17 protein-coding genes and 1 pseudogene are annotated in these 18,841 nt (G+C 74.4%); 11 read left to right on the forward strand and 7 right to left on the reverse strand.

Going from position 1 to position 18,841, the window contains the following annotated elements; genetic code table 11:
* Window positions 1-427 precede the first annotated feature (427 nt).
* Window positions 428-997, forward strand: a complete 570-nt coding sequence (locus tag ACFV46_RS22475) for an XRE family transcriptional regulator (protein WP_361930667.1) — start codon at window positions 428-430, stop codon at window positions 995-997.
* On the forward strand, window positions 997-1,716 hold the full coding sequence (locus tag ACFV46_RS22480; protein WP_385499405.1) for a helical backbone metal receptor: 720 nt from the start codon (window positions 997-999) through the stop codon (window positions 1,714-1,716). Before ACFV46_RS22475 ends, ACFV46_RS22480 begins: the two co-directional genes overlap by 1 nt.
* Here ACFV46_RS22480 and ACFV46_RS22485 read toward each other — a convergent pair.
* Window positions 1,628-2,755, reverse strand: coding sequence for a TDT family transporter (locus ACFV46_RS22485; RefSeq protein WP_385499406.1), 1,128 nt, complete (start codon window positions 2,753-2,755; stop codon window positions 1,628-1,630). The two genes, ACFV46_RS22480 and ACFV46_RS22485, sit on opposite strands and share 89 nt — an antisense overlap.
* Before the next feature lie 70 nt (window positions 2,756-2,825).
* Here ACFV46_RS22485 and ACFV46_RS22490 point away from each other — a divergent pair, with 70 nt between their 5' ends.
* Window positions 2,826-3,749: a LysR family transcriptional regulator gene (locus ACFV46_RS22490; protein ID WP_376728575.1), complete on the forward strand. Its 924-nt coding sequence runs from the start codon at window positions 2,826-2,828 to the stop codon at window positions 3,747-3,749.
* A gap of 40 nt (window positions 3,750-3,789) precedes the next feature.
* Here the strand turns inward: ACFV46_RS22490 and ACFV46_RS22495 are convergent, their stop codons facing one another.
* The 3 genes from ACFV46_RS22495 to ACFV46_RS22505 form a co-directional block, all read right to left on the reverse strand.
* Entirely contained in the window at window positions 3,790-4,461 is a 672-nt protein-coding gene (locus ACFV46_RS22495; protein WP_385499501.1) for a gamma-glutamyl-gamma-aminobutyrate hydrolase family protein, read from the reverse strand.
* A 33-nt stretch (window positions 4,462-4,494) separates the two neighbouring features.
* On the reverse strand, window positions 4,495-5,940 hold the full coding sequence (gene eat / locus ACFV46_RS22500) for an ethanolamine permease (RefSeq protein ID WP_376728576.1): 1,446 nt from the start codon (window positions 5,938-5,940) through the stop codon (window positions 4,495-4,497).
* Window positions 5,941-6,143: 203 nt separating this feature from the next.
* Window positions 6,144-6,890, reverse strand: coding sequence for a FadR/GntR family transcriptional regulator (locus ACFV46_RS22505; RefSeq protein ID WP_376728577.1), 747 nt, complete (start codon window positions 6,888-6,890; stop codon window positions 6,144-6,146).
* Window positions 6,891-6,976: 86 nt separating this feature from the next.
* On the opposite strand from ACFV46_RS22505, the gene ACFV46_RS22510 reads away from it, so the two are divergent.
* Genes ACFV46_RS22510 through ACFV46_RS22520 form a run of 3 tightly spaced genes read left to right on the forward strand, consistent with a single transcriptional unit; the run spans window position 6,977 to window position 10,496 of the window.
* Window positions 6,977-8,335 (forward strand): glutamine synthetase family protein, encoded by a 1,359-nt coding sequence (locus ACFV46_RS22510; RefSeq protein WP_361930684.1) that lies wholly within the window; start codon window positions 6,977-6,979, stop codon window positions 8,333-8,335.
* A gap of 8 nt (window positions 8,336-8,343) precedes the next feature.
* Complete coding sequence (locus ACFV46_RS22515; RefSeq protein WP_385499408.1) at window positions 8,344-9,717, forward strand: aldehyde dehydrogenase family protein; 1,374 nt, start codon at window positions 8,344-8,346, stop codon at window positions 9,715-9,717.
* Entirely contained in the window at window positions 9,714-10,496 is a 783-nt protein-coding gene (locus ACFV46_RS22520) for a 3-oxoacyl-ACP reductase (protein ID WP_385499409.1), read from the forward strand. Before ACFV46_RS22515 ends, ACFV46_RS22520 begins: the two co-directional genes overlap by 4 nt.
* Window positions 10,497-10,513: 17 nt before the next feature.
* On the opposite strand, the gene ACFV46_RS22525 is transcribed toward ACFV46_RS22520, so the two are convergent.
* Window positions 10,514-11,716: an amino acid deaminase/aldolase gene (locus ACFV46_RS22525; protein ID WP_376728580.1), complete on the reverse strand. Its 1,203-nt coding sequence runs from the start codon at window positions 11,714-11,716 to the stop codon at window positions 10,514-10,516.
* A gap of 1,183 nt (window positions 11,717-12,899) precedes the next feature.
* On the opposite strand from ACFV46_RS22525, the gene ACFV46_RS22530 reads away from it, so the two are divergent.
* Complete coding sequence (locus ACFV46_RS22530) at window positions 12,900-13,994, forward strand: hypothetical protein (protein ID WP_385499411.1); 1,095 nt, start codon at window positions 12,900-12,902, stop codon at window positions 13,992-13,994.
* Window positions 13,991-15,232: a type VII secretion-associated serine protease mycosin gene (gene mycP / locus ACFV46_RS22535; protein ID WP_385499413.1), complete on the forward strand. Its 1,242-nt coding sequence runs from the start codon at window positions 13,991-13,993 to the stop codon at window positions 15,230-15,232. Before ACFV46_RS22530 ends, mycP begins: the two co-directional genes overlap by 4 nt.
* Window positions 15,233-15,235: 3 nt before the next feature.
* Here the strand turns inward: mycP and ACFV46_RS22540 are convergent, their stop codons facing one another.
* Window positions 15,236-16,171, reverse strand: coding sequence for a serine hydrolase (locus tag ACFV46_RS22540; protein WP_385499414.1), 936 nt, complete (start codon window positions 16,169-16,171; stop codon window positions 15,236-15,238).
* A gap of 149 nt (window positions 16,172-16,320) precedes the next feature.
* Here ACFV46_RS22540 and ACFV46_RS22545 point away from each other — a divergent pair, with 149 nt between their 5' ends.
* Entirely contained in the window at window positions 16,321-17,049 is a 729-nt protein-coding gene (locus ACFV46_RS22545; protein ID WP_385499415.1) for an SseB family protein, read from the forward strand.
* Between the two features lie 17 nt (window positions 17,050-17,066).
* Here ACFV46_RS22545 and ACFV46_RS22550 read toward each other — a convergent pair whose 3' ends face one another.
* Window positions 17,067-17,444 (reverse strand): DUF1844 domain-containing protein, encoded by a 378-nt coding sequence (locus ACFV46_RS22550; RefSeq protein WP_361930706.1) that lies wholly within the window; start codon window positions 17,442-17,444, stop codon window positions 17,067-17,069.
* Window positions 17,445-17,779: 335 nt separating this feature from the next.
* Between ACFV46_RS22550 and infC the strand changes: the two are divergent.
* Both infC and rpmI read left to right on the forward strand, forming a co-directional pair.
* Window positions 17,780-18,461: pseudogene (gene infC, locus ACFV46_RS22555) on the forward strand (translation initiation factor IF-3).
* Between the two features lie 109 nt (window positions 18,462-18,570).
* Window positions 18,571-18,765, forward strand: a complete 195-nt coding sequence (gene rpmI / locus ACFV46_RS22560; RefSeq protein WP_004933563.1) for a 50S ribosomal protein L35 — start codon at window positions 18,571-18,573, stop codon at window positions 18,763-18,765.
* The last annotated feature ends 76 nt before the right edge of the window (window positions 18,766-18,841 follow it).

The raw sequence follows: 18,841 nt of genomic DNA on the forward strand, positions 1-18,841 counted from the left end.
TCGGAGCGGCGGCCCCGCTACGAGAAGGATCCGGCCAACCACGCACGGCGACCTCCGGTGCCCGGCCCGGTGCGTGGATCGCCCGTGCGGCGGGCCGGCCTCGGCGTCGGGCGCGCGGCCCCGCCCGGCACCAGGAGCAGGGCCGCCGGTTGCCGGCGTCGCGGGAACACCGGGGAGGGCGGGGGCATTGAACAAGGCAGCGGGGCATGGCCGACCGAACCGTACGCCCGGGCCCGCAGGGCGTTCGGCGGCCGGTCGTGCTGGCGCGATCCGGCGGGTCGCGCACCCCCTGATGTGTCGTCGATGTGACGGCCGCATGAAACGGTTTGCCGAACCTGCGTAGGGTGCAGAGAACCCAGCAGAAGGTGGGCGCCGGACGACCGGCGCGCGGCGGACGGACCGGCGGGCGAAGGAGGGAGCCGAAGCGATGGGCGACCACAAAGAGCAGCCCCTCCGGGTGGGCGCGGCGGTGCGCCGGCGCCGTCGTGCCCTGAACCTGACACTCGCCGTCGTGGCCGGGCGCAGCGGCCTGTCCGTGCCCTTCCTGAGTCAGGTGGAGAACGACCGGGCGCGGCCCAGCCAGAGCTCCCTGGAGAAGGTCGCCGACGCGCTGCGCACGACCGCCGTGGAACTGCTCGCCGCCGCCGACCCGGCGTGCAGCGTCGACGTGGTCCGCGCCGACACCCCCGATCTGGCGCCGGAGCCGCGGACCCGGTCCCTGGTGCGCGGCCACCACCAGATGCACGCCTCCGAGTACACCGGCGACCATGACGCGGGCCGCGAACTCCAGCATCGCAACGACCAGTTGCTGTACGTCGCCGACGGCGCGGTCGAGATCGAGGCCGAGGGCCGCGCCTACCGCCTGGGCCGCGGCGACACGCTGTACCTGACCGGCGGGGTGCGCCACCGGTGGCGGGCGACGGTGCCGGAGACCCGGATCGTCGTCGTCGCCGTGGCCGAGCACATCGAGGCGGTCCGGGACCGGCCGCGCCGCTGATGCGCGTCGTCTCCTTGGTGCCGTCGCTGACGGAGGCCGTCGCCGTGTCGGCGCCCGGCGTCCTCGTCGGCGCCACCGACTGGTGCACCCACCCCCGCGAGCTGGACGTCGCCCGGATCGGCGGCACCAAGAACCCCGCGCTCGACCGGATCACCGCCCTCGCCCCCGACCTGGTGGTCGCCAACGAGGAGGAGAACCGCGCCGCCGACCTGGAGGCGCTGCGCGCCGCGGGCGTCGACGTCCTGCTGACCGAGGTGCGGGACGTGCCCGCGTCCTTCCGCGAGCTGACGCGGGTGCTGGACGCGTGCGGGGTGCGGACACGCCCGCGCTGGCTGGACGAGGCGGAGGCCGCCTGGGCGTCCCCGCCCCGGCCGCCGCGCCGGGTGACGGCCGTGGTGCCGGTGTGGCGGCGGCCCTGGATGGTGCTGGGCCGCGACACCTTCGCCGGGGACGTCCTCGCCCGCCTCGGCGTCGGCCATCTGTACGCCGGCGACCCGGACCGCTACCCGCGCGTCCCGCTGGACGGCCTGCGCGCGGCGGCCCCCGACATCGTCGTCCTCCCCGACGAGCCGTACCGCTTCACGGCCGGCGACGGACCCGAGGCGTTCGCCCCGCTGCCCTGCGCCCTCGTCAGCGGACGGCACCTGACGTGGTACGGACCGTCACTGGCCGAGGCGCCACGGGTGCTGTCCGGGGCGCTGCGAGCAGCGCTCCGCTGAGCAGCCCGCGCGCGGTGCGCACGGCGGCGACGGTCCACGCGGCGACCAGCAGGCCGTACAGGCCCACGGCGAGCCCGTCGTAGACGAACAGCCCGGTGTGCCGGGCGAGCGCCGCGGCGCCCGTCACACAGGTGCCGACCGGGAAGGTGAACGCCCACCAGGTCATCGCGAAGCCCATGCCGTGCCGCCGGGCGCGCACGACGTGCGCGGCGGCCAGCCCCAGCCACAGCAGCGCGAAACCCATCACGGGCACGCCGTAGAGCACGGCGAGCACGCCGAAGCCCTCGCCGTACGGGGCGGGCAGCGCGCCCGGGGCGGCGTCCGCGAAGGCGCCGACGGCGGTCGTCGACTGCCCGAGCGGGCCCAGCACCAGGAACAGCGACGGCGTCAGCGCGAGCGGCAGCGGACCGCCCGTGATGAGCCGGGCGAACACGAGCGGCAGCATCAGCGAGGTGGCGAGCAGACTCAGCCCGAACATCGCCACGCAGCCCAGCAGCAGCGTCCGGCGGGCCTGACCCGGCGGCAGATGCGTCACGAGGAGCGGGCCGGTGGCCGCCGCCACCATGGGCGCGACCAGCGGCAGCAGCCACACGGGCGTCGCCTGCGCCGCGTCGGCCCGGTGCCGGACGGCCATCAGGTAGGGGACGGCGACGGCCGCCGCCAGCCCGGTCGCCGTCCCGGCGGTGAACAGGACCGTGTCCACGGCGAGCGCGGCCGCGTCGCCGATCCAGTCGCGGCCGGCGGTCAGGGCACCGCCGCCGACGGCGAGCAGGGCCATCGACAGGCAGCCGTAGAACGGGGCCACCGCCGGGTCGAGGAGATGGGCGCGGGCCTGGTCGCGGTGGTGGGCCCAGTGCAGGGCGCGGGCGGCGAGCAGGGCGAGGAGCAGCAGCAGCGACAGCGCCCAGACGGCCGCGCAGACGGTGCGCAGGCCCGGGACGCGGGGCACGGGCAGCGCCGCGCCCGCGGTGGCGACGGCGGCGGTGCCCATGACGGCGGCGTACCAGTGAGGTCCGAGGTGACGGACGGCGGTGACCATGACCCCAGCGTCGGGGCGTTCCGCGCCGCCCACCAGGGAGTCTCCTCCTATGGCGACATAAACTGACCTTATGAGCGAGCAGGCGGGGGAGACGTACCGCGCCGGGTCCGTGGCGCACCGCGTCCCCGACCTGGGCGCGATGGAACTGCTGCTGGCGGTGGCGCGGCTGGGCAGTCTGGGCGGGGCGGCACGCGAGCTGGGCATCACGCAGCCGGCGGCGAGCAGCCGGATCCGCTCCATGGAACGGCAGTTGGGGGTCGCGCTCGTGGACCGGTCACCGCGCGGCTCGCGGCTGACCGACGCCGGGGCGCTGGTGACGGACTGGGCGCGGCGGGTCGTGGAGGCGGCGCAGGCGTTCGACGCCGGTGCGCAGGCGCTGCGGGTACGGCGGGACTCGCGGCTGCGGGTCGCCGCGAGCATGACCATCGCGGAGTACCTGCTGCCGGGCTGGCTGCTCGCCCTGCGCGCCCAGCGGCCGGACACGGCGGTGTCGCTGCACGCCGGGAACTCGGCGGCCGTCGCGGAACGCCTGCTGGCCGACGAGGCGGATTTGGGGTTCGTCGAGGGGCTGACCGTGCCGACCGGGCTGGACTCGGTGGTCATCGCCCACGACAACCTGATCGTGGTGACCGCGCCCGGGCACGCCTGGTCGCGCCGGCGCCGGCCGCTGGACGCGGCGGAGCTGGCGGCGACGCCTTTGATCCTGCGGGAGAAGGGCTCGGGCACCCGGCAGGTCCTGGACGCGGCGCTGGGCGGCCTGGCCCGGCCGCTGATCGAACTGTCCTCCACGACGGCGGTCAAGGCCGCCGCCGTCAGCGGCGCCGGCCCCGCGGTCCTCAGCGAACTCGCCGTGGGGGAGGAACTGTCCATGCGCCGCCTGGTCGGCATCCCCCTCGCAGGCGTCTCCCTGGCCCGCGACCTCCGGGCGGTCTGGCCGACAGGCCACCGCCCGGTGGGCCCGGCGCGGGAGCTGCTGTCGCTCACGCGGGGGTGAGGGGGGCTCCGCCGGGCGGCCGTCGCCCGTGCCCCCCGCGTCAGCCGCCCGCCGCCTCCACCAGAGCCCGCATCACCCGTACGTCGTCCCCCATCTCCGGATGCCACTGCACGCCCAGGACCCAGGAGTGCGACGGCAGTTCCAGTGCCTCCACCGTGCCGTCGGCCGCGTGGGCCGCGGGGATCAGGCCCGTGCCCAGGCGGTCGACGGCCTGGTGGTGGTAGGTCGGGACGGTCGTCTCCTCCGGGACGGCGGCGGCGTACAGGGTCCCCGGCACCGGCTTGACGGGGTGGCCGCCGAAGACGCCGACGACCTCCGCGTGCCCGTCGAGGTGCTGGACGAGCGTCCCGCCGAGGGCGACGTTCAGCAGCTGCATGCCCCGGCAGATCCCGAGCAGCGGGACACCCGCCGCCAGGGCCGCGTCGATCAGGGCCAGCTCCCACACGTCCCGGTCCGGCGCCGGCGGGCCCGTGCGGGGGTCGCGCTCGGCGCCGTAGCGGACCGGGTCGACGTCCGGGCCGCCCGCGACGACCAGCCCGTCCAGCCTGGCGACGGCGGCCGCCGCGTGCTCCGGGTCGTCCGGCGGCAGCATCACGGCCAGGCCGCCCGCCCGCTGCACCAGCCGCGGGTAGCCCACCGGCAGCAGGGCCGCCTCCAGCTCCCACACGCCCCAGCGCGCCCCCGCCTCCAGATAGGTGCTGACCCCGATCAACGGCCTGCTCACGACCGCTCCTTCCCGCTGTGCTCAGTCCCGCGTCAACTCTGCCTCGGCCGCCGCCAGCGCCGCGAACTCCTCCTCCGGTGCCTTCGCCACCAGATGCCTGCGGCTGTACAGCCCGAAGTAGGCCACCGCCACGGCGTACACCGCGAGCGCGATGAACGCGGCCGTCACGTCCACCAGGAACGTCGCCACCAGCGCCGCGCACGCCAGGACCAGCGCGACGGACGAAGTCAGCACCCCGCCCGGCGTCCGGTACGGCCGCGGCAGCTCCGGCTCGCGGCGGCGCAGCACGATGTGCGACAGGGACATCAGCGCGTAGGAGATCGTCGCGCCGAAGACGGCGATGTTCAGCATCCGGGCGCCGTTGCCGGACGCCGCGGCGAGCAGGAAGCCGATGCCGCCGGGCACGATCAGGCCCAGGTAGGGCGCCTTGCGGCGGCTGGTCAGGGACAGGAACCGGGGCAGGTAGCCGGCGCGGGACAGCGCGAACAGCTGCCGGGAGCCCGCGTAGATCAGGGAGAAGAAGGACGCCACCAGCCCGGCCAGGCCCGCGTAGTTGACGACGCGGCTCAGCACGGTCGCCTCGCCGTCCGGCTGGAGGGCCTCGACGAGCGGGTTGCCCGCGTCCTGGATCGCGGACGAGCCGCGCGCCCCGGCCGCCGCAAAGAAGGTCACCACGGCCAGGACCACGAGCACGCCCATCGACCAGCGGATCGCGCGCGGCAGCGTCCGCGCCGGCTCCCTGGTCTCCTCCGCGGCCAGCGGCACGCCCTCCACGCCGAGGAAGAACCACATGCCGAACGGGAACGCCGCCCAGATCCCGAGCAGACCGAACGGCAGCCAGGAACTCGACCCGGCGGCCGACGTGTCCACCGGGATGTCGTCCAGCGCGCCGAAGGAGAAGTCGGGCAGCGCCGACAGGGCGAACACGATGAGGGCCGCGACCGCGATGCCGGTGACGACGAAGCTGAACCGCAGCGCCTCGCCGACGCCCCACAGATGGATGCCGAGGAAGATCGCGAAGCACACCAGGTACAGCGGCCAGCCCGACTCCAGGCCGAACAGGCCGAGCGACTCGACGTAGTCGCCGATGAAGATGACGATGGCGGCGGGCGCGAGGACGTACTCGATGAGGATGGCCGTACCCGTGAGGAAGCCGCCCCACGGGCCGAGCGCCCGCCGGGCGAAGCCGTAGCCGCCGCCGGCCGTCGGCAGGATCGAGGACAGCTCGGCGAGCGCGAACACCATGCACGCGTACATGGCGCCCATGAGCACCATGGCGATCGCCAGGCCGCCGAAGCCGCCCTCCGCCAGGCCGAAGTTCCAGCCGGAGTAGTCACCGGAGACGACGTAGGCGACGCCGAGACCGGTCAGCAGCACCCAGCCGGCGCTGCCGCGGCGCAGCGCTCTGCGGCTGAGATAGTCGTCCGCCTCCGCGGCGGACGGGGTGTCGGTGGATTCCTGGGACATGTGCGGACTCCCCACGGGGCGACGGGCACGGGCTGTTCCGGGCACGGTGGGGTCGACGACCGGGCTCCGGCGCAATGGAATGGATCCATACCTTTGCGGTCGCCGTCCGGGGAAGGCAAGCCCCGTGCGTTAATCGCCCGTAAAACCTTCCCCGGCCGCCCCGGGTCACGCCCCGACCCCCGGCCCCCCCCGTCCCGCGCCTCTCAGCCGAGGAAGCCGCGCAGCAGCGCCGCCGTGCCCGCGCAGTGCTCGCGCATGATCTCCCGGGCCTCCTCGGCGTCGCCCTCGATCACGGCCTCCACCAGCGCGGTGTGCTGACGCTGCGAGTGCTCCAGGTTGCGCACCAGCAGCGGGATGCAGTCCAGCAGTTCGTTGACGCTCGCGCGGACCGCCGCGTACTGCGCGGTCAGCGTGGGGGAGCCGGACAGCTCGGCCAGCGTCAGATGCAGCAGCGTGTCCAGCCGCCGGTACTCGCCCAGCGGCGCGTCGTGCGTGCGGGCCAGCGCCTCGCGCAGCCGCTGCGCCTGCTTCCCGTCCAGCCCGTGCGCGGCGCACAGCCCGGCCGCGCCCACCTCCAGGACCTCACGGAAGCGCAGCGCGTCCTCCACGTCGACGTCCTTCAGCCGGCGCCGCAGCTCCTCCTCGCCGGGCGTCTCGGTGCGGGGCAGCACGAAGGTGCCGCCGTAGCGTCCGCGCCGCGACTCGACCAGCCCCTGGTCCTGGAGGACCTTCAGCACCTCGCGCAGCGTCACCCGGCTGATCCCCAGCCGCTCGGCCAGCTCCCGCTCCGCCGGCAGCCGCTCCCCGCCCGGCACCAGGCCGAGGCGGACGACCTGGAGGATCTGCTCCAGGGCCTCCTCGAAGCCGTTGCCGGCCCGCACCGGCCGCAGGACCGACGTCAGCCGGTCGGCGGCCCCGGGCGCCCCGTGCCCCGTGTCCGTCCGCGACATGTCACCGGACCCCCTTCCCAATCAATGGTCCTGCGCAATACCTTATGGCTCCCGGCTGACCGAAGTAGCCGAATGGAGGCTCTCCCGTGGCAGACCGCACACCCCCGCTGAGCGTCGAGGAGCTGCGCGCCCTCGTCGCCGGCGGTGAGATCGACACTGTCGTCCTGGCCTTCCCCGACATGCAAGGCCGGCTCCAGGGCAAGCGGTTCGCCGCCCGCTTCTTCCTCGACGAGGTCCTGCACCACGGCACCGAGGGCTGCAACTACCTGCTCGCCGTGGACACCGAGATGAACACCGTCGACGGCTACGCCATGTCCTCCTGGGACCGCGGCTACGGCGACTTCGCCATGCACCCCGACCTCACCACCCTGCGCCGCGTCCCCTGGAACGCCGGCACCGCGATGCTCATCGCCGACCTCGCGTGGGAGGACGGCGCACCCGTCGCCGCCGCGCCCCGCCAGATCCTCCGCCGCCAGCTGGAGCGCCTCGCCGAGCACGGCTACACGGCGAACGCCGGCACCGAGCTGGAGTTCATCGTCTTCAAGGACACCTACGAGCAGGCGTGGGACGCCGGCTACCGGGGCCTCACCCCGGCGAACCAGTACAACATCGACTACTCGGTGCTGGGCACCGGCCGTATCGAGCCCCTGCTGCGCCGCATCCGCAACGAGATGGCCGCCGCCGGACTCACCGTGGAGTCCGCGAAGGGCGAGTGCAACCCCGGCCAGCACGAGATCGTCTTCCGGTACGACGAGGCCCTGGTCACCTGCGACCAGCACGCCGTCTACAAGACCGGCGCCAAGGAGATCGCCGCCCAGGAGGGCGTCTCGATCACCTTCATGGCCAAGTACAACGAGCGCGAGGGCAACTCCTGCCACATCCACCTCTCGCTCGCCGACACCGACGGCGAGAGCGTCATGGCCGGGCCCGACGGCATGTCCGAGGTCATGCGTTATTTCCTGGCCGGCCAGCTCGCCGCCCTGCGCGACTTCTCCCTGCTGTACGCACCCAACATCAACTCCTACAAGCGGTTCGCCGCGGGCTCGTTCGCGCCGACCGCCGTCGCCTGGGGCCGCGACAACCGCACCTGCGCCCTGCGCGTCGTCGGCCACGGCCGCTCGCTGCGCTTCGAGAACCGGCTCCCCGGCGGCGACGTCAACCCGCACCTCGCCGTCGCCGGACTCGTCGCCGCCGGCCTGTACGGCATCGAGCAGAAGCTGGAACTGCCCGAGCCCTGCCCCGGCAACGCCTACACCGCCGACTACGAGCACGTCCCCACCACGCTGCGCGAGGCCGCCGAACTCTGGGAGAACAGCCCCATCGCCAAGGCCGCCTTCGGCGACGAGGTCGTCGCCCACTACCGCAACATGGCGCGCGTCGAACTCGACGCCTTCGACGCCGCGGTGACCGACTGGGAGCTGCGCCGCTCCTTCGAACGCATGTGAGGCCCTTCTTGTCGTCCGAGCACCTTCTGGAAGTACTGAACCCCGCGACCGAGGAGGTCGTCGCCGCCGTCCCCGGGGCGAGCCCCGCCGACGTCGACGCGGCCGTGACCCGCGCCGCCGGGGCACAGCGGATCTGGGCCGCCCTGCCCCCCGCGGACCGCGCCCGGCTGCTGCGCCGCTTCGCGGTCGCCGTCGACGAGCACCTGGAAGAACTCGCCCGCCTGGAGGTCCGCGAGGCCGGCCACCTCGTCGGCAACGCCCGCTGGGAGGCCGGCAACGTCCGTGACCTGCTCGACTACGCGGCCGGGGGAGTGGAGCGGCTCACCGGCCGGCAGATCCCGGTACCCGGTGGCCTGAACGTCACGATCCTCGAACCGCTCGGCGTCGTCGGCGTGATCGCGCCCTGGAACTTCCCCATGCCGATCGCCGCCTGGGGCACCGCACCGGCCCTCGCGGCCGGCAACGCCGTCCTCCTCAAGCCCGCCGAGACCACCCCGCTCACCGCGCTGCGCCTCGCCGAACTCGCCCTGGGGGCCGGGCTCCCCGAGCACCTCTTCCAGGTCCTGCCCGGCCGCGGCGACATCACGGGAGACGCCCTGGTCCGGCACCCCGGAGTCGCCAAGATCGTCTTCACCGGCTCCACCCGGACCGGGACGCGCGTCGCGGCCCTCGGCGCCGAGCAGGTCAAGCCCGTCACCCTCGAACTCGGCGGCAAGAGCCCCAACATCGTCTTCGCCGACGCCGACCTGGAGACGGCCGTCGACCCCTTCTCCTTCCTGGACAACGCCGGCCAGGACTGCTGCGCCCGAACCCGCGTCCTGGTCCAGGAGTCCGTCTACGACGAGGTCCGCGAGCATCTCGCCGAGGCGCTGGCCGCCGTGGTGGTGGGTGACCCGGCCGACGAGAAGACCCGGATGGGGCCGCTGATCTCCCGGCAGCACCTCGACCGCGTGCGCGGCTTCGTGCCGGACGACGCCCCGGCCCTGCGCGGCAGCGCGCCCGAGGGCCCGGGCTTCTGGTTCCCGCCCACGGTCCTCACCGGGGAGAGCCCCGACTCGGCCGCCGCCTGCGAGGAGATCTTCGGCCCCGTCGCCGTCCTGCTGCCCTTCACGGACGAGCAGGACGCGATCCGCCTCGCCAACGGCACCCCCTACGGCCTCTCCGGCTCCATCTGGACCCGGGACCTCGGCCGCGCCCTGCGCGTCGCGCAGGCCGTCCGCGCCGGCAACCTGTCCGTCAACTCCCACTCCAGCGTCCGCTACTGGACCCCGTTCGGCGGGTTCAAGCAGTCCGGCGTCGGCCGTGAACTCGGACCGGACGCCCTGACCGCCTTCACCGAGACCAAGAACGTCTTCATCAGCACGGAGGGCCCCGCACAGTGACCGAAGCAATCGTGTGCCGTCGCCTCGTCGGCCGGACGGCCGTCATCACCGGAGCCGGCAGCGGCATCGGCCTCGCCACCGCCCGCCGGCTCGCCTCCGAAGGGGCGCGCGTCGTCTGCGGCGACGTCGACGAGCAGCGCGGCAAGGCCGCCGCCGAGGAGGTCGGCGGGACGTTCGTGAAGGTCGACGTCACCGACGCCGAGCAGGTCGAGGCGCTGTTCAAGGCCGCGTACGACACCTACGGCAGCGTCGACATCGCCTTCAACAACGCCGGTATCTCACCGCCCGACGACGACTCCATCCTGGAGACCGGCCTGGAGGCGTGGAAGCGGGTCCAGGAGGTCAACCTCACCTCCGTCTACCTGTGCTGCAAGGCCGCCATCCCCTACATGCGGCGGCAGGGCAGGGGCTCCATCATCAACACGGCGTCCTTCGTGGCCCGCATGGGCGCCGCCACCTCCCAGATCTCCTACACGGCTTCCAAGGGCGGTGTCCTCGCCATGTCCCGGGAGCTGGGTGTGCAGTTCGCGCGAGAAGGCATCCGGGTCAACGCCCTGTGCCCCGGGCCGGTCAACACCCCGCTGCTGCAGAAGCTGTTCGCCAAGGACCCCGAGCGGGCCGCCCGGCGCCTCGTCCACATCCCGGTCGGCCGGTTCGCCGAGGCCGAGGAGATCGCCGCCGCCGTCGCGTTCCTGGCCAGCGACGACTCGTCCTTCGTGAACGCCACCGACTTCCTGGTCGACGGCGGGATCTCCGGGGCGTACGTCACCCCGCTGTAGCCGCGCGCCCCACCCGGTCACAGGAACGTGTGGCCCTCGCCCCGGTACGTCGGCACGGTCTCCGTCACCGTGTCGCCCTGGACGAGGTGCAGCGCGTCGAACCGCTCGCACAGCTCCCCGGCCTTGGCGTGCCGGAACCACACCTTGTCGCCGATCAGCAGGTCGTCGGCCGGGGAGCCGAGCAGCGGGGTCTGCACCTCGCCGGGACCCTCCTGCGGGTCGTAGCGCAGGCCCTCGGGCAGATACGGCACCGGCAGCCGGTCCGGGCCCGCGACGCCGGACGCGGGGTAGCCGCCGCCCAGCACGGTCACCACGCCGACGCCGGGCCGGCGCACCACCGGCTGCGCGAACAGCGCGGCCGGACGCCCGCTGAAGGACGTGTAGTTGTCGAACAGCCGCGGCACGTACAGCCCGGACCCGGCGCCGATCTCGGTGACGCACTCCTCGGCGGCGGTGTACTGCACGCTGCCCGTCCCGCCGCCGTTGACGAACCGCAGCTCCGGCACCACGGCCCGGACGGCCCGCACCACCGCGGCCCGCCGCTCCGCCAGCTCACGGCGGGCCGTGGCCTGCATCAGCCGCACGGCACGCGAGCGCAGCGGACGCCCCGGCACGGAGTCCCCGACCCCGGCGACATGCCCCTCGTACGCCATGATCCCGACCACCTCGAAGCCCGGCCGGCGGGCCACCGCGCGGGCCATGTCGGCGACCTGGGCGGGGGAGTGCAGCGGCGACCTGCGGGCACCGACCCGCACCCGGCCGCCGAACAGCCGCAGCGAGGTGTCCAACTCCAGGCACACCCGCACCACTTCACGGCCGCCCGAGCGGGACTCGTCGATCAGCCGCAGCTGCGCCGGGTCGTCGATCATCACGGTGACCGCCGCCGCGAGCTTGGGATCACTGGTCAGCTCGGCGAAGCGGGCCCGGTCGGCGGACGGATAGGCCAGCAGGACGTCGTCGAAACCGGACCGAGCCAGCCACAGGGACTCGGCGAGGGTGAACGACATGATCCCCGCGAAGCCGTCCCTCGCGAGGACGCGTTCGAGCAGCGCCCGGCAGCGCACGGACTTGCTCGCGACCCGGATCGGCTTGCCGCCGGCCCGGCGGAGCATGTCGTCCGCGTTGGCGTCGAAGGCGTCCAGATCCACGATCGCGAGAGGGGCGTCGAGATGGGCGGTGGCCCGGTCGTAACGGGCCCGGTCGGCGGCGCGCGCAGTCATGAACGAAGCCTGCCAGACCGGATTACCGCAGGGTAGGGGGACGTTCCGGGCAGATGCACACGGGGTCGTGGACTGGTTCCCTCTCGCCCGGCATCAACCCGTAGAGTGACGCGCACGCAAGGGGAACGCCACCGGTAGCGCACCGCGCCGGGATGACGCTCCCCGGGTGCGGGTATGCGTGCCTGGTCGGGACGGTCCACCGGGCGGACCGGCACCGGGGACGGCCCGTGGACGAGGACGGGCCCGGACACGAGGAAACGGGGGGTGCATGAGCACGGAAGCGCGCCGCGCCCCCATCCCACCACGCCCCACCACCCCGCCACCCCCGGCGACCCCGCCCCGGCCCACGGAGCCCCCGGCCCCGTCGGACGACACCTCGCCGCCCGCCGACAGCACCCCACCCCCGCCCCCGGCCTCGGCCCGCTTCCCGGACACCCCTCCACCGCCCCCTCGGAGCGCGCTCCAGCAGCCCTCGACGACGACGGGCACGCCGTCGCCCGCCGGCCCCGAGCGCCGGGACGCGACACCGACCGCCGGCTACCCGAGTGCGCCCGCGCAGTCTCCGTCCGCCTCCGGCACCGGTACGCCGTCGCCTGCCGGTTCGGAGCGCCGGGACGGCAGTGGGGCGACCGCCTACCCGAGCACGGCCGCCCGCCGGGATGCTTCGTCGGCCAGTGGCTACCCGAGTGCGCCCGCGCAGTCTCCGTCCGCTTCCGGCACGCCGTCGCCTGCCGTTTCGGAGCGCCGGGACGGCAGTGGGGCGACCGCCTACCCGAGCACGGCCGCCCGCCGGGAGGCCTCGCGGACCGCCGGGTACCGGGGCGCGCCTGCGCAGGGCCCGTCCGGTGCGTCCCGCCGTAGTGACGGTGTTCCGTTGCCCGCCGAGGCCACGGGCCGGGACGCGTCGACCGCCGGCGCGCCCGCGCAGCCCGCGGGACCCGGGGCCCACATCCCCTCGCCCGCCGAGACCGACCGCCGGGGCGGCAGTGCGGCGAGCGGCTACCGGGGCCCGGCAGCCCGCAGGGACGCTTCCCCGACCGCCGGATACCGAAGCGCGCCCGCGCAGACCCCGCCCGGCACCCCCCGCCGTGGCGCCGATACGACGCCTGCCGGGCCCGTCCGCCGGGACGCCTCGCCGGCCGGCGGCTATCGGAGCGCGCCCGCCCGACCGGACGCTCCGTCCGTGCCCGCCCCTCCCACCACGCCACCCCCCGCCCCCGGTGACGCCCCCCGCCCCCCGGCGCCCCGGCAGCCCGAGTCGGCCGTCCGGCCTCGTCGCGCACCCGCCGAGACGTCCGCCGAGACCACCTTCCGGCTCCGGCCCGTGCCCGCCGAGCCGGCCGCCGGAGGCACCCGCCCCGTCCCCCCGCCGCCGCGCACCCCCTCGGCCTCGACCGGGGCGTTCGCGCCCGACCCCTCGCTCTCCTGGAACGCGCCGACGCCGCCGCCCCCGGGCCGGCCCGTCGTGTCGTTCGGGGAGCCCGAGGGGTACGACGAGCGCGTCCGGCCCCGCCCCCTCGGGCTGCGGATCCGGCCCCGGATCGCCCTGGCCGCCGCCTGCGTCGTCCTCGGCCTCGGTCTCATCGGCGGCGCCCTGACCGGGAGCTGGCTGGTCGGTGAGCCCGGTGACGACGGAGCCCAGGGCACCTTCGCCGCGGCCGGGACCCTGTGGCACAGCATCCCCGTCGACCAGTTGTTCCCGCCCACCGTCGAGGGCAAGGGCGCCGGTCCCGGCGGCGCGGACCGGACCTGGACGCGGATCGCCGTGGCCCCCGACACCGGCTGCGCGAACGCCTTCGACCCGCTGCTGCGCAAGGCCCTCGCCCCGGCCGGCTGCCGCCGCCTGCTGCGCGCCACCTACATCGACGCCACCCAGAGCCATGTCACCACCGTCGGCCTGCTGTTCACCAAGGCCGACCCGGCGACCATGCGCGCGCTCGACGCCCGCTTCACCCGGGACGGCCTCGACCGCCGCGCCGACCTGGTCCCGCGCCCCTACGCCCCCAAGGGCACCCTGGCCGCCGGCTTCGGCGACGCGCAGCGGGCCGCCTGGACCGTCTCCGTGCTCACCGACGCGCCCGTCGTCGTCTACGCCGTCTCCGGCTGGGCCGACGACCGCGTGGTCGCCCGGCCCGAGCCCGCCGAGCAGGCCATGGGCTCCGGCGCCACCTCCGCCGTGGCGCAGGCCGGACTCGGCCACGAGGCGCGCGGCCTCGCCGACCGCGTCGAGCGCACCCTGCGCAGAAACGTCGGCCCGTCCGCGGAGCCGTCGTCATGACCGCCCCCGTGAACGAACCGGCGCCCACCGCCGTGACCAGAACCGTGAAGACCTTCCCGACCCGGCGCCCGACCCGCCGCACCGCCCCCCTCGCGGCACTGCTCGGCGCCTGCCTGGCCGTCCTGCCCGCCACCCCCGCGCACGCCGATTCCATACGGGCCCAGCAGTGGGCCCTGGAGGCCATGCACACCCAGGAGGCCTGGCGCACCACCAAGGGCGCGGGCGTCACCGTCGCCGTCCTCGACACCGGCGTCGAGAACGACCACCCCGACCTCAAGGGCAACGTCCTCACCGGCAAGGACATGGTCGGCTTCGGCGCCGAGCGCGGCGACCGCGCCTGGGCCCGGCACGGCACCGCGATGGCCGGCATCATCGCCGGTCACGGACACGGCGAGGGCAACGGCGACGGCGTCCTGGGCATCGCCCCGGAAGCCAAGATCCTCCCGGTGCGGGTCATCCTCGAGGACGGCGACCCGGCCCGCGCCAAGGCCCGCAACACCCGTGGCAACGCCCTCGCCGAGGGCATCCGCTGGGCCGCCGACCACGGCGCCGACGTCATCAACCTCTCGCTCGGCGACGACTCCAAGTCCGCCCACCCCGAGGCTGGCGAGGACGAGGCCGTCCAGTACGCGCTGCGCAAGGGCGCCGTCGTCGTCGCCTCGGCGGGCAACGGCGGTGAGAAGGGCGACCACATCTCCTACCCGGCCGCCTACCCGGGCGTCATCGCCGCGACCGCCGTCGACCGCTACGGCACCCGCGCCTCCTTCTCCACCCGCCGCTGGTACGCCACCGTCAGCGCGCCCGGCGACAAGGTCGTCATCGCCGACCCCGACCGCAAGTACTACGAGGGCTGGGGCACGAGCGCGGCGGCCGCCTTCGTCTCCGGTGCGGTCGCCCTGATCAAGGCCGCCCACCCGTCCCTCACCCCGGCCCAGGTCAAGAGGCTCCTGGAGGACACGGCCCGCAACGCCCCCGCCTCGGGCCGCGACGACTCCCGGGGCTACGGCTTCGTCGACCCGGCCGCGGCCCTCGCGAAGGCGGCCCGGATGAAGCCGCAGCAGCTGAAGCCGGTCGCGCACAGCGAGGAGTACTTCGGCGCGGGCCCCGACGCGGCCACCTCCGACGACGGCCCGGCCGGCTGGACGGCCTGGCTCGCGGGCGGCACCGGAGTCGTCCTCCTCGGCGCGGCCGTCGCGATCTGGCGCGGACGGCGCGGCCGGTTCGGCCTCCGGGCGTAGCGCTCACGCGGAACCGCCGCTCCCGGAGAACACCGACACCGCGGCCACCGCCGCCGCCTCCACCACGGAGATCCCGCGCGCCTGCGTCGTATGGCGGTCCGACAGCACGGCCACCAGCAGCTCACGGCCCCCGGCCGTCACCCGCCCGACGCTGTTGACGTCCCACAGCCCGGTGGCCGTCCGCGGCAGCCAGCCGTTCTTCAGCGCCCACCCGGAGCCGTCGGCCGCCGCCGACACACCCCAGCGCTGCCCTTCCGCGATCCGGCCCATCAGCGCCCGCACATACGCCCGCGATCCCGCGCCCAGCTCCGAGTCCTCCCCGAACACCTGCCGCAGCAGCCGCAGCTGGTCGGCGGCCGTGGTGCGGGTCAGCCCCCACAGCATGCCGTCGCCGCCCTCGGTCCCCGTCAGGCCGAACCGCCGGTTCGCGGCGTCGAGCCCCGCGGCCCCGCCGATCGCCCGCCACAGCCGGGACGCGGAGGCGTTGTCGCTGTGCTCGATCATCGCGGCCGCGTCCGCCCGTTCCGCGGCCGTCAGCCCCCGCCCCGCGTCCTGGGCGCGCAGCAGCAGCGCGCACAGGATGTCGACCTTGACGACGCTCGCCGTGTCGAAGGCGCCCTTTCCGTACGTGGCGCTCTCCCCGGACGCCAGGTCCAGCACCCCGACCGACAGCCGGGCCCCGTCCGGGACGTCGACCGCCCGCAGGGCACGCGCCAGCACCGCGTCGCGGTCCACCGTCGGCCGTGCCACCCGCTCCACCGCAGCCTCCTCACCCGCCGGCGGCGAGGCGGACCCGGACACCGGCGCGGACGACGACGATACGGTCCCGGCCGCCCGGTGCGTCCGGGACGTCCCGTAGACCGTGCCGCCGAGGACGACGACGGCGGCGAGGGCCCCGCACAGCAGCGGGCGGGAACGGCGGGGCGGGGAGGAGTCCATGGCCGCGATCGTGGGTGTCCCACCTGAGCGGGCCGTTAGCCGGAGGTCAGAGCCGTGTAAGAAAAGCGGGCACCGCCGGCCCGTGCGTCACACGAGGGTTTCCGGGCCCGCACAAGCGCAGCAGGATCCCCCCGATAGGGTCGGTGACCGTGGCGAACAAGAACATTCCCGACTCCCCCTTCCCCGACGACGACGGCTCCGCCGACCCCGCGCTGAGCGCCGCGCTCGCCGTCTGGGCCGAGGACCGCTCCGCCGAGGGCCCGGTCCTGGCGGCGCTCAGGGAGGCCCGGCTGCTCGTCCCGGTCGTGGCCGTGCTCGGCGAGGTGGAGGAGGACGAGAACGGGCTGCGCCGCGAGAAGACCAGCGACATGGCCGTCCCCACCCTGAAGGCCGGGAACCGCACCGCGCTGCCCGCGTTCACCTCCACCGAGTCCCTCGCCCGCTGGGACCCGGCCGCCCGCCCGGTCGCGGTGCCGCTGCGCTCGGCCCTGGAGGCCGCCGCGCACGAGAAGGCGGACACGATCGTCGTGGACCTGGCCGGTCCGGTGCCCTACGAGCTGACCGGGCGCTCCCTGCTGGCGCTGGCCGAGGGGCGGACGAGCACGGACCCGCTGGCCGACCCGGCCGTGCGGGACGCCGTCCGGGCCGTCGTGGCCGCCGAGCCCGGCGTCCTGCGCGCCCACCTCGGTCCGGGCCGGGCCGACGGCACCCTGGCCCTCGTCGTCGACGCGGCCGAGCCGGCGGAGGCGGCGCGGTCGGTCGCCGCGCGGCTGGCCGCCGACGAGACACTGAGGGCCCGCCTGGTGCGCGGCCTCGACCTGGCACTGCTGCCGGCCGGGACCACGCCTCCGGGCGAGCCCCTGTACGTACGCGGATGAGCTGAGGACGGAACGGCTCAGCCGTAGACGGCGCCGGTGTACTTCTCGCCCGGGCCCTGGCCCGGCTCGTCGGGGACGACGGACGCCTCGCGGAAGGCGAGCTGCAGCGACTTCAGGCCGTCGCGCAGCGGGGCGGCGTGGAAGGAGCTGATCTCGGTCGTGCTCGCGTCCAGCAGGCCGGCGAGGGCGTGGATCAGCTTGCGGGCCTCGTCGAGGTCCTTGTACTTGTCGCCCTCCTCGGTCAGACCGAGCTTCACGGCGGCCGCGCTCATCAGGTTGACCGCGACCGTCACGATCACCTCGACCGCCGGCACCTCGGCGATGTCGCGGGTCATGGCGTCGAAGTCGGTGGAGCCGGAGGTCTCGGGGCTGTCCGAGGGGGAGGTGTCACTCATGCCTCACACGATAGGCCCCGGTGCGGGCCGGTTCGCGCCGCCCCCGGGTTGCTGCTAACCTTGTGTAACGACCGGCTGGAGACTCATGTCACCAGCCCACAAGTGGAGGCTCCGATCTCCCACCTGACCGTCCCCCGGGACGGCGGGTCACCCCGGTCAGGCGGCCACCATCGTTCCGTACGGACGATGGAGCCGCCCGAATCGCGCCCTGCGGCATCGCGGCGGTGCTCCGGAAGTGTTTGGAGCCCCGCCTGTGATCGTCCGGGGCATTTTTTGTGCTTCGGCGCGGTTAGGTCTGTCTAACAGAGACATACGCGACGGTCCGCCAGACCGCCGTGTGGTGCTAACCGAGGAGGATCCATCAGCGCCGAGCCCCGCATCAACGACCGGATTCGCGTTCCCGAGGTGCGACTTGTCGGTCCCAGTGGCGAGCAGGTGGGCATCGTCCCGCTGGCCAAGGCACTGGAGCTTGCGCAGGAGTACGACCTGGACCTGGTCGAGGTCGCGGCGAACGCCCGTCCGCCCGTGTGCAAGCTCATGGACTACGGGAAGTTCAAGTACGAGTCGGCCATGAAGGCCCGTGAGGCGCGCAAGAACCAGGCGCACACGGTCATCAAGGAGATGAAGCTCCGGCCGAAGATCGACCCGCACGACTATGACACCAAGAAGGGTCACGTCGTCCGGTTCCTCAAGCAGGGCGACAAGGTCAAGATCACGATCATGTTCCGTGGTCGCGAGCAGTCCCGGCCCGAGCTGGGCTACCGACTGCTGCAGCGTCTCGCGGAGGACGTCCAGGACCTCGGTTTCGTCGAGTCGAACCCGAAGCAGGACGGCCGCAACATGATCATGGTTCTCGGTCCGCACAAGAAGAAGACCGAGGCGATGGCCGAGGCCCGCCAGGCGCAGGAAGCCCGCAAGGCGGACGCGAAGGCCAACCCCGGCAAGTCGCAGAACGCCGCGGACACCGAGAACGCCGTGGAGTCCGAGGCTCCTGCCGAGGCCTCCGCCGAGGCGTGATCCCGGGGGACACCGTCCCCAGGACATAACCGACAAACGAGCGACGCTCCACCGTGCCCGGTTTCATGACCGGGCACCGGAGCGCCACCCACGAGGAGAGAACGGCGCTATGCCGAAGAACAAGTCGCACAGCGGTGCCAGCAAGCGCTTCAAGGTCACCGGCTCCGGCAAGGTGCTCCGTGAGCGCGCCGGCAAGCGCCACCTGCTCGAGCACAAGTCGTCCCGTGTGACGCGTCGCCTCACCGGCAACGCCGAGATGGCCCCGGGCGACGCCGCGAAGATCAAGAAGCTTCTCGGCAAGTGACGTACGCGGCGCTCCGCCTGAGCGCCGTACGTCTGGACCGGGACCCCATCGATTCCGGGCCGTGTGAGTCCAACCG

It is taken from the genome of Streptomyces sp. NPDC059852 (genome assembly GCF_042731455.1).
GTDB lineage: Bacteria > Actinomycetota > Actinomycetes > Streptomycetales > Streptomycetaceae > Streptomyces.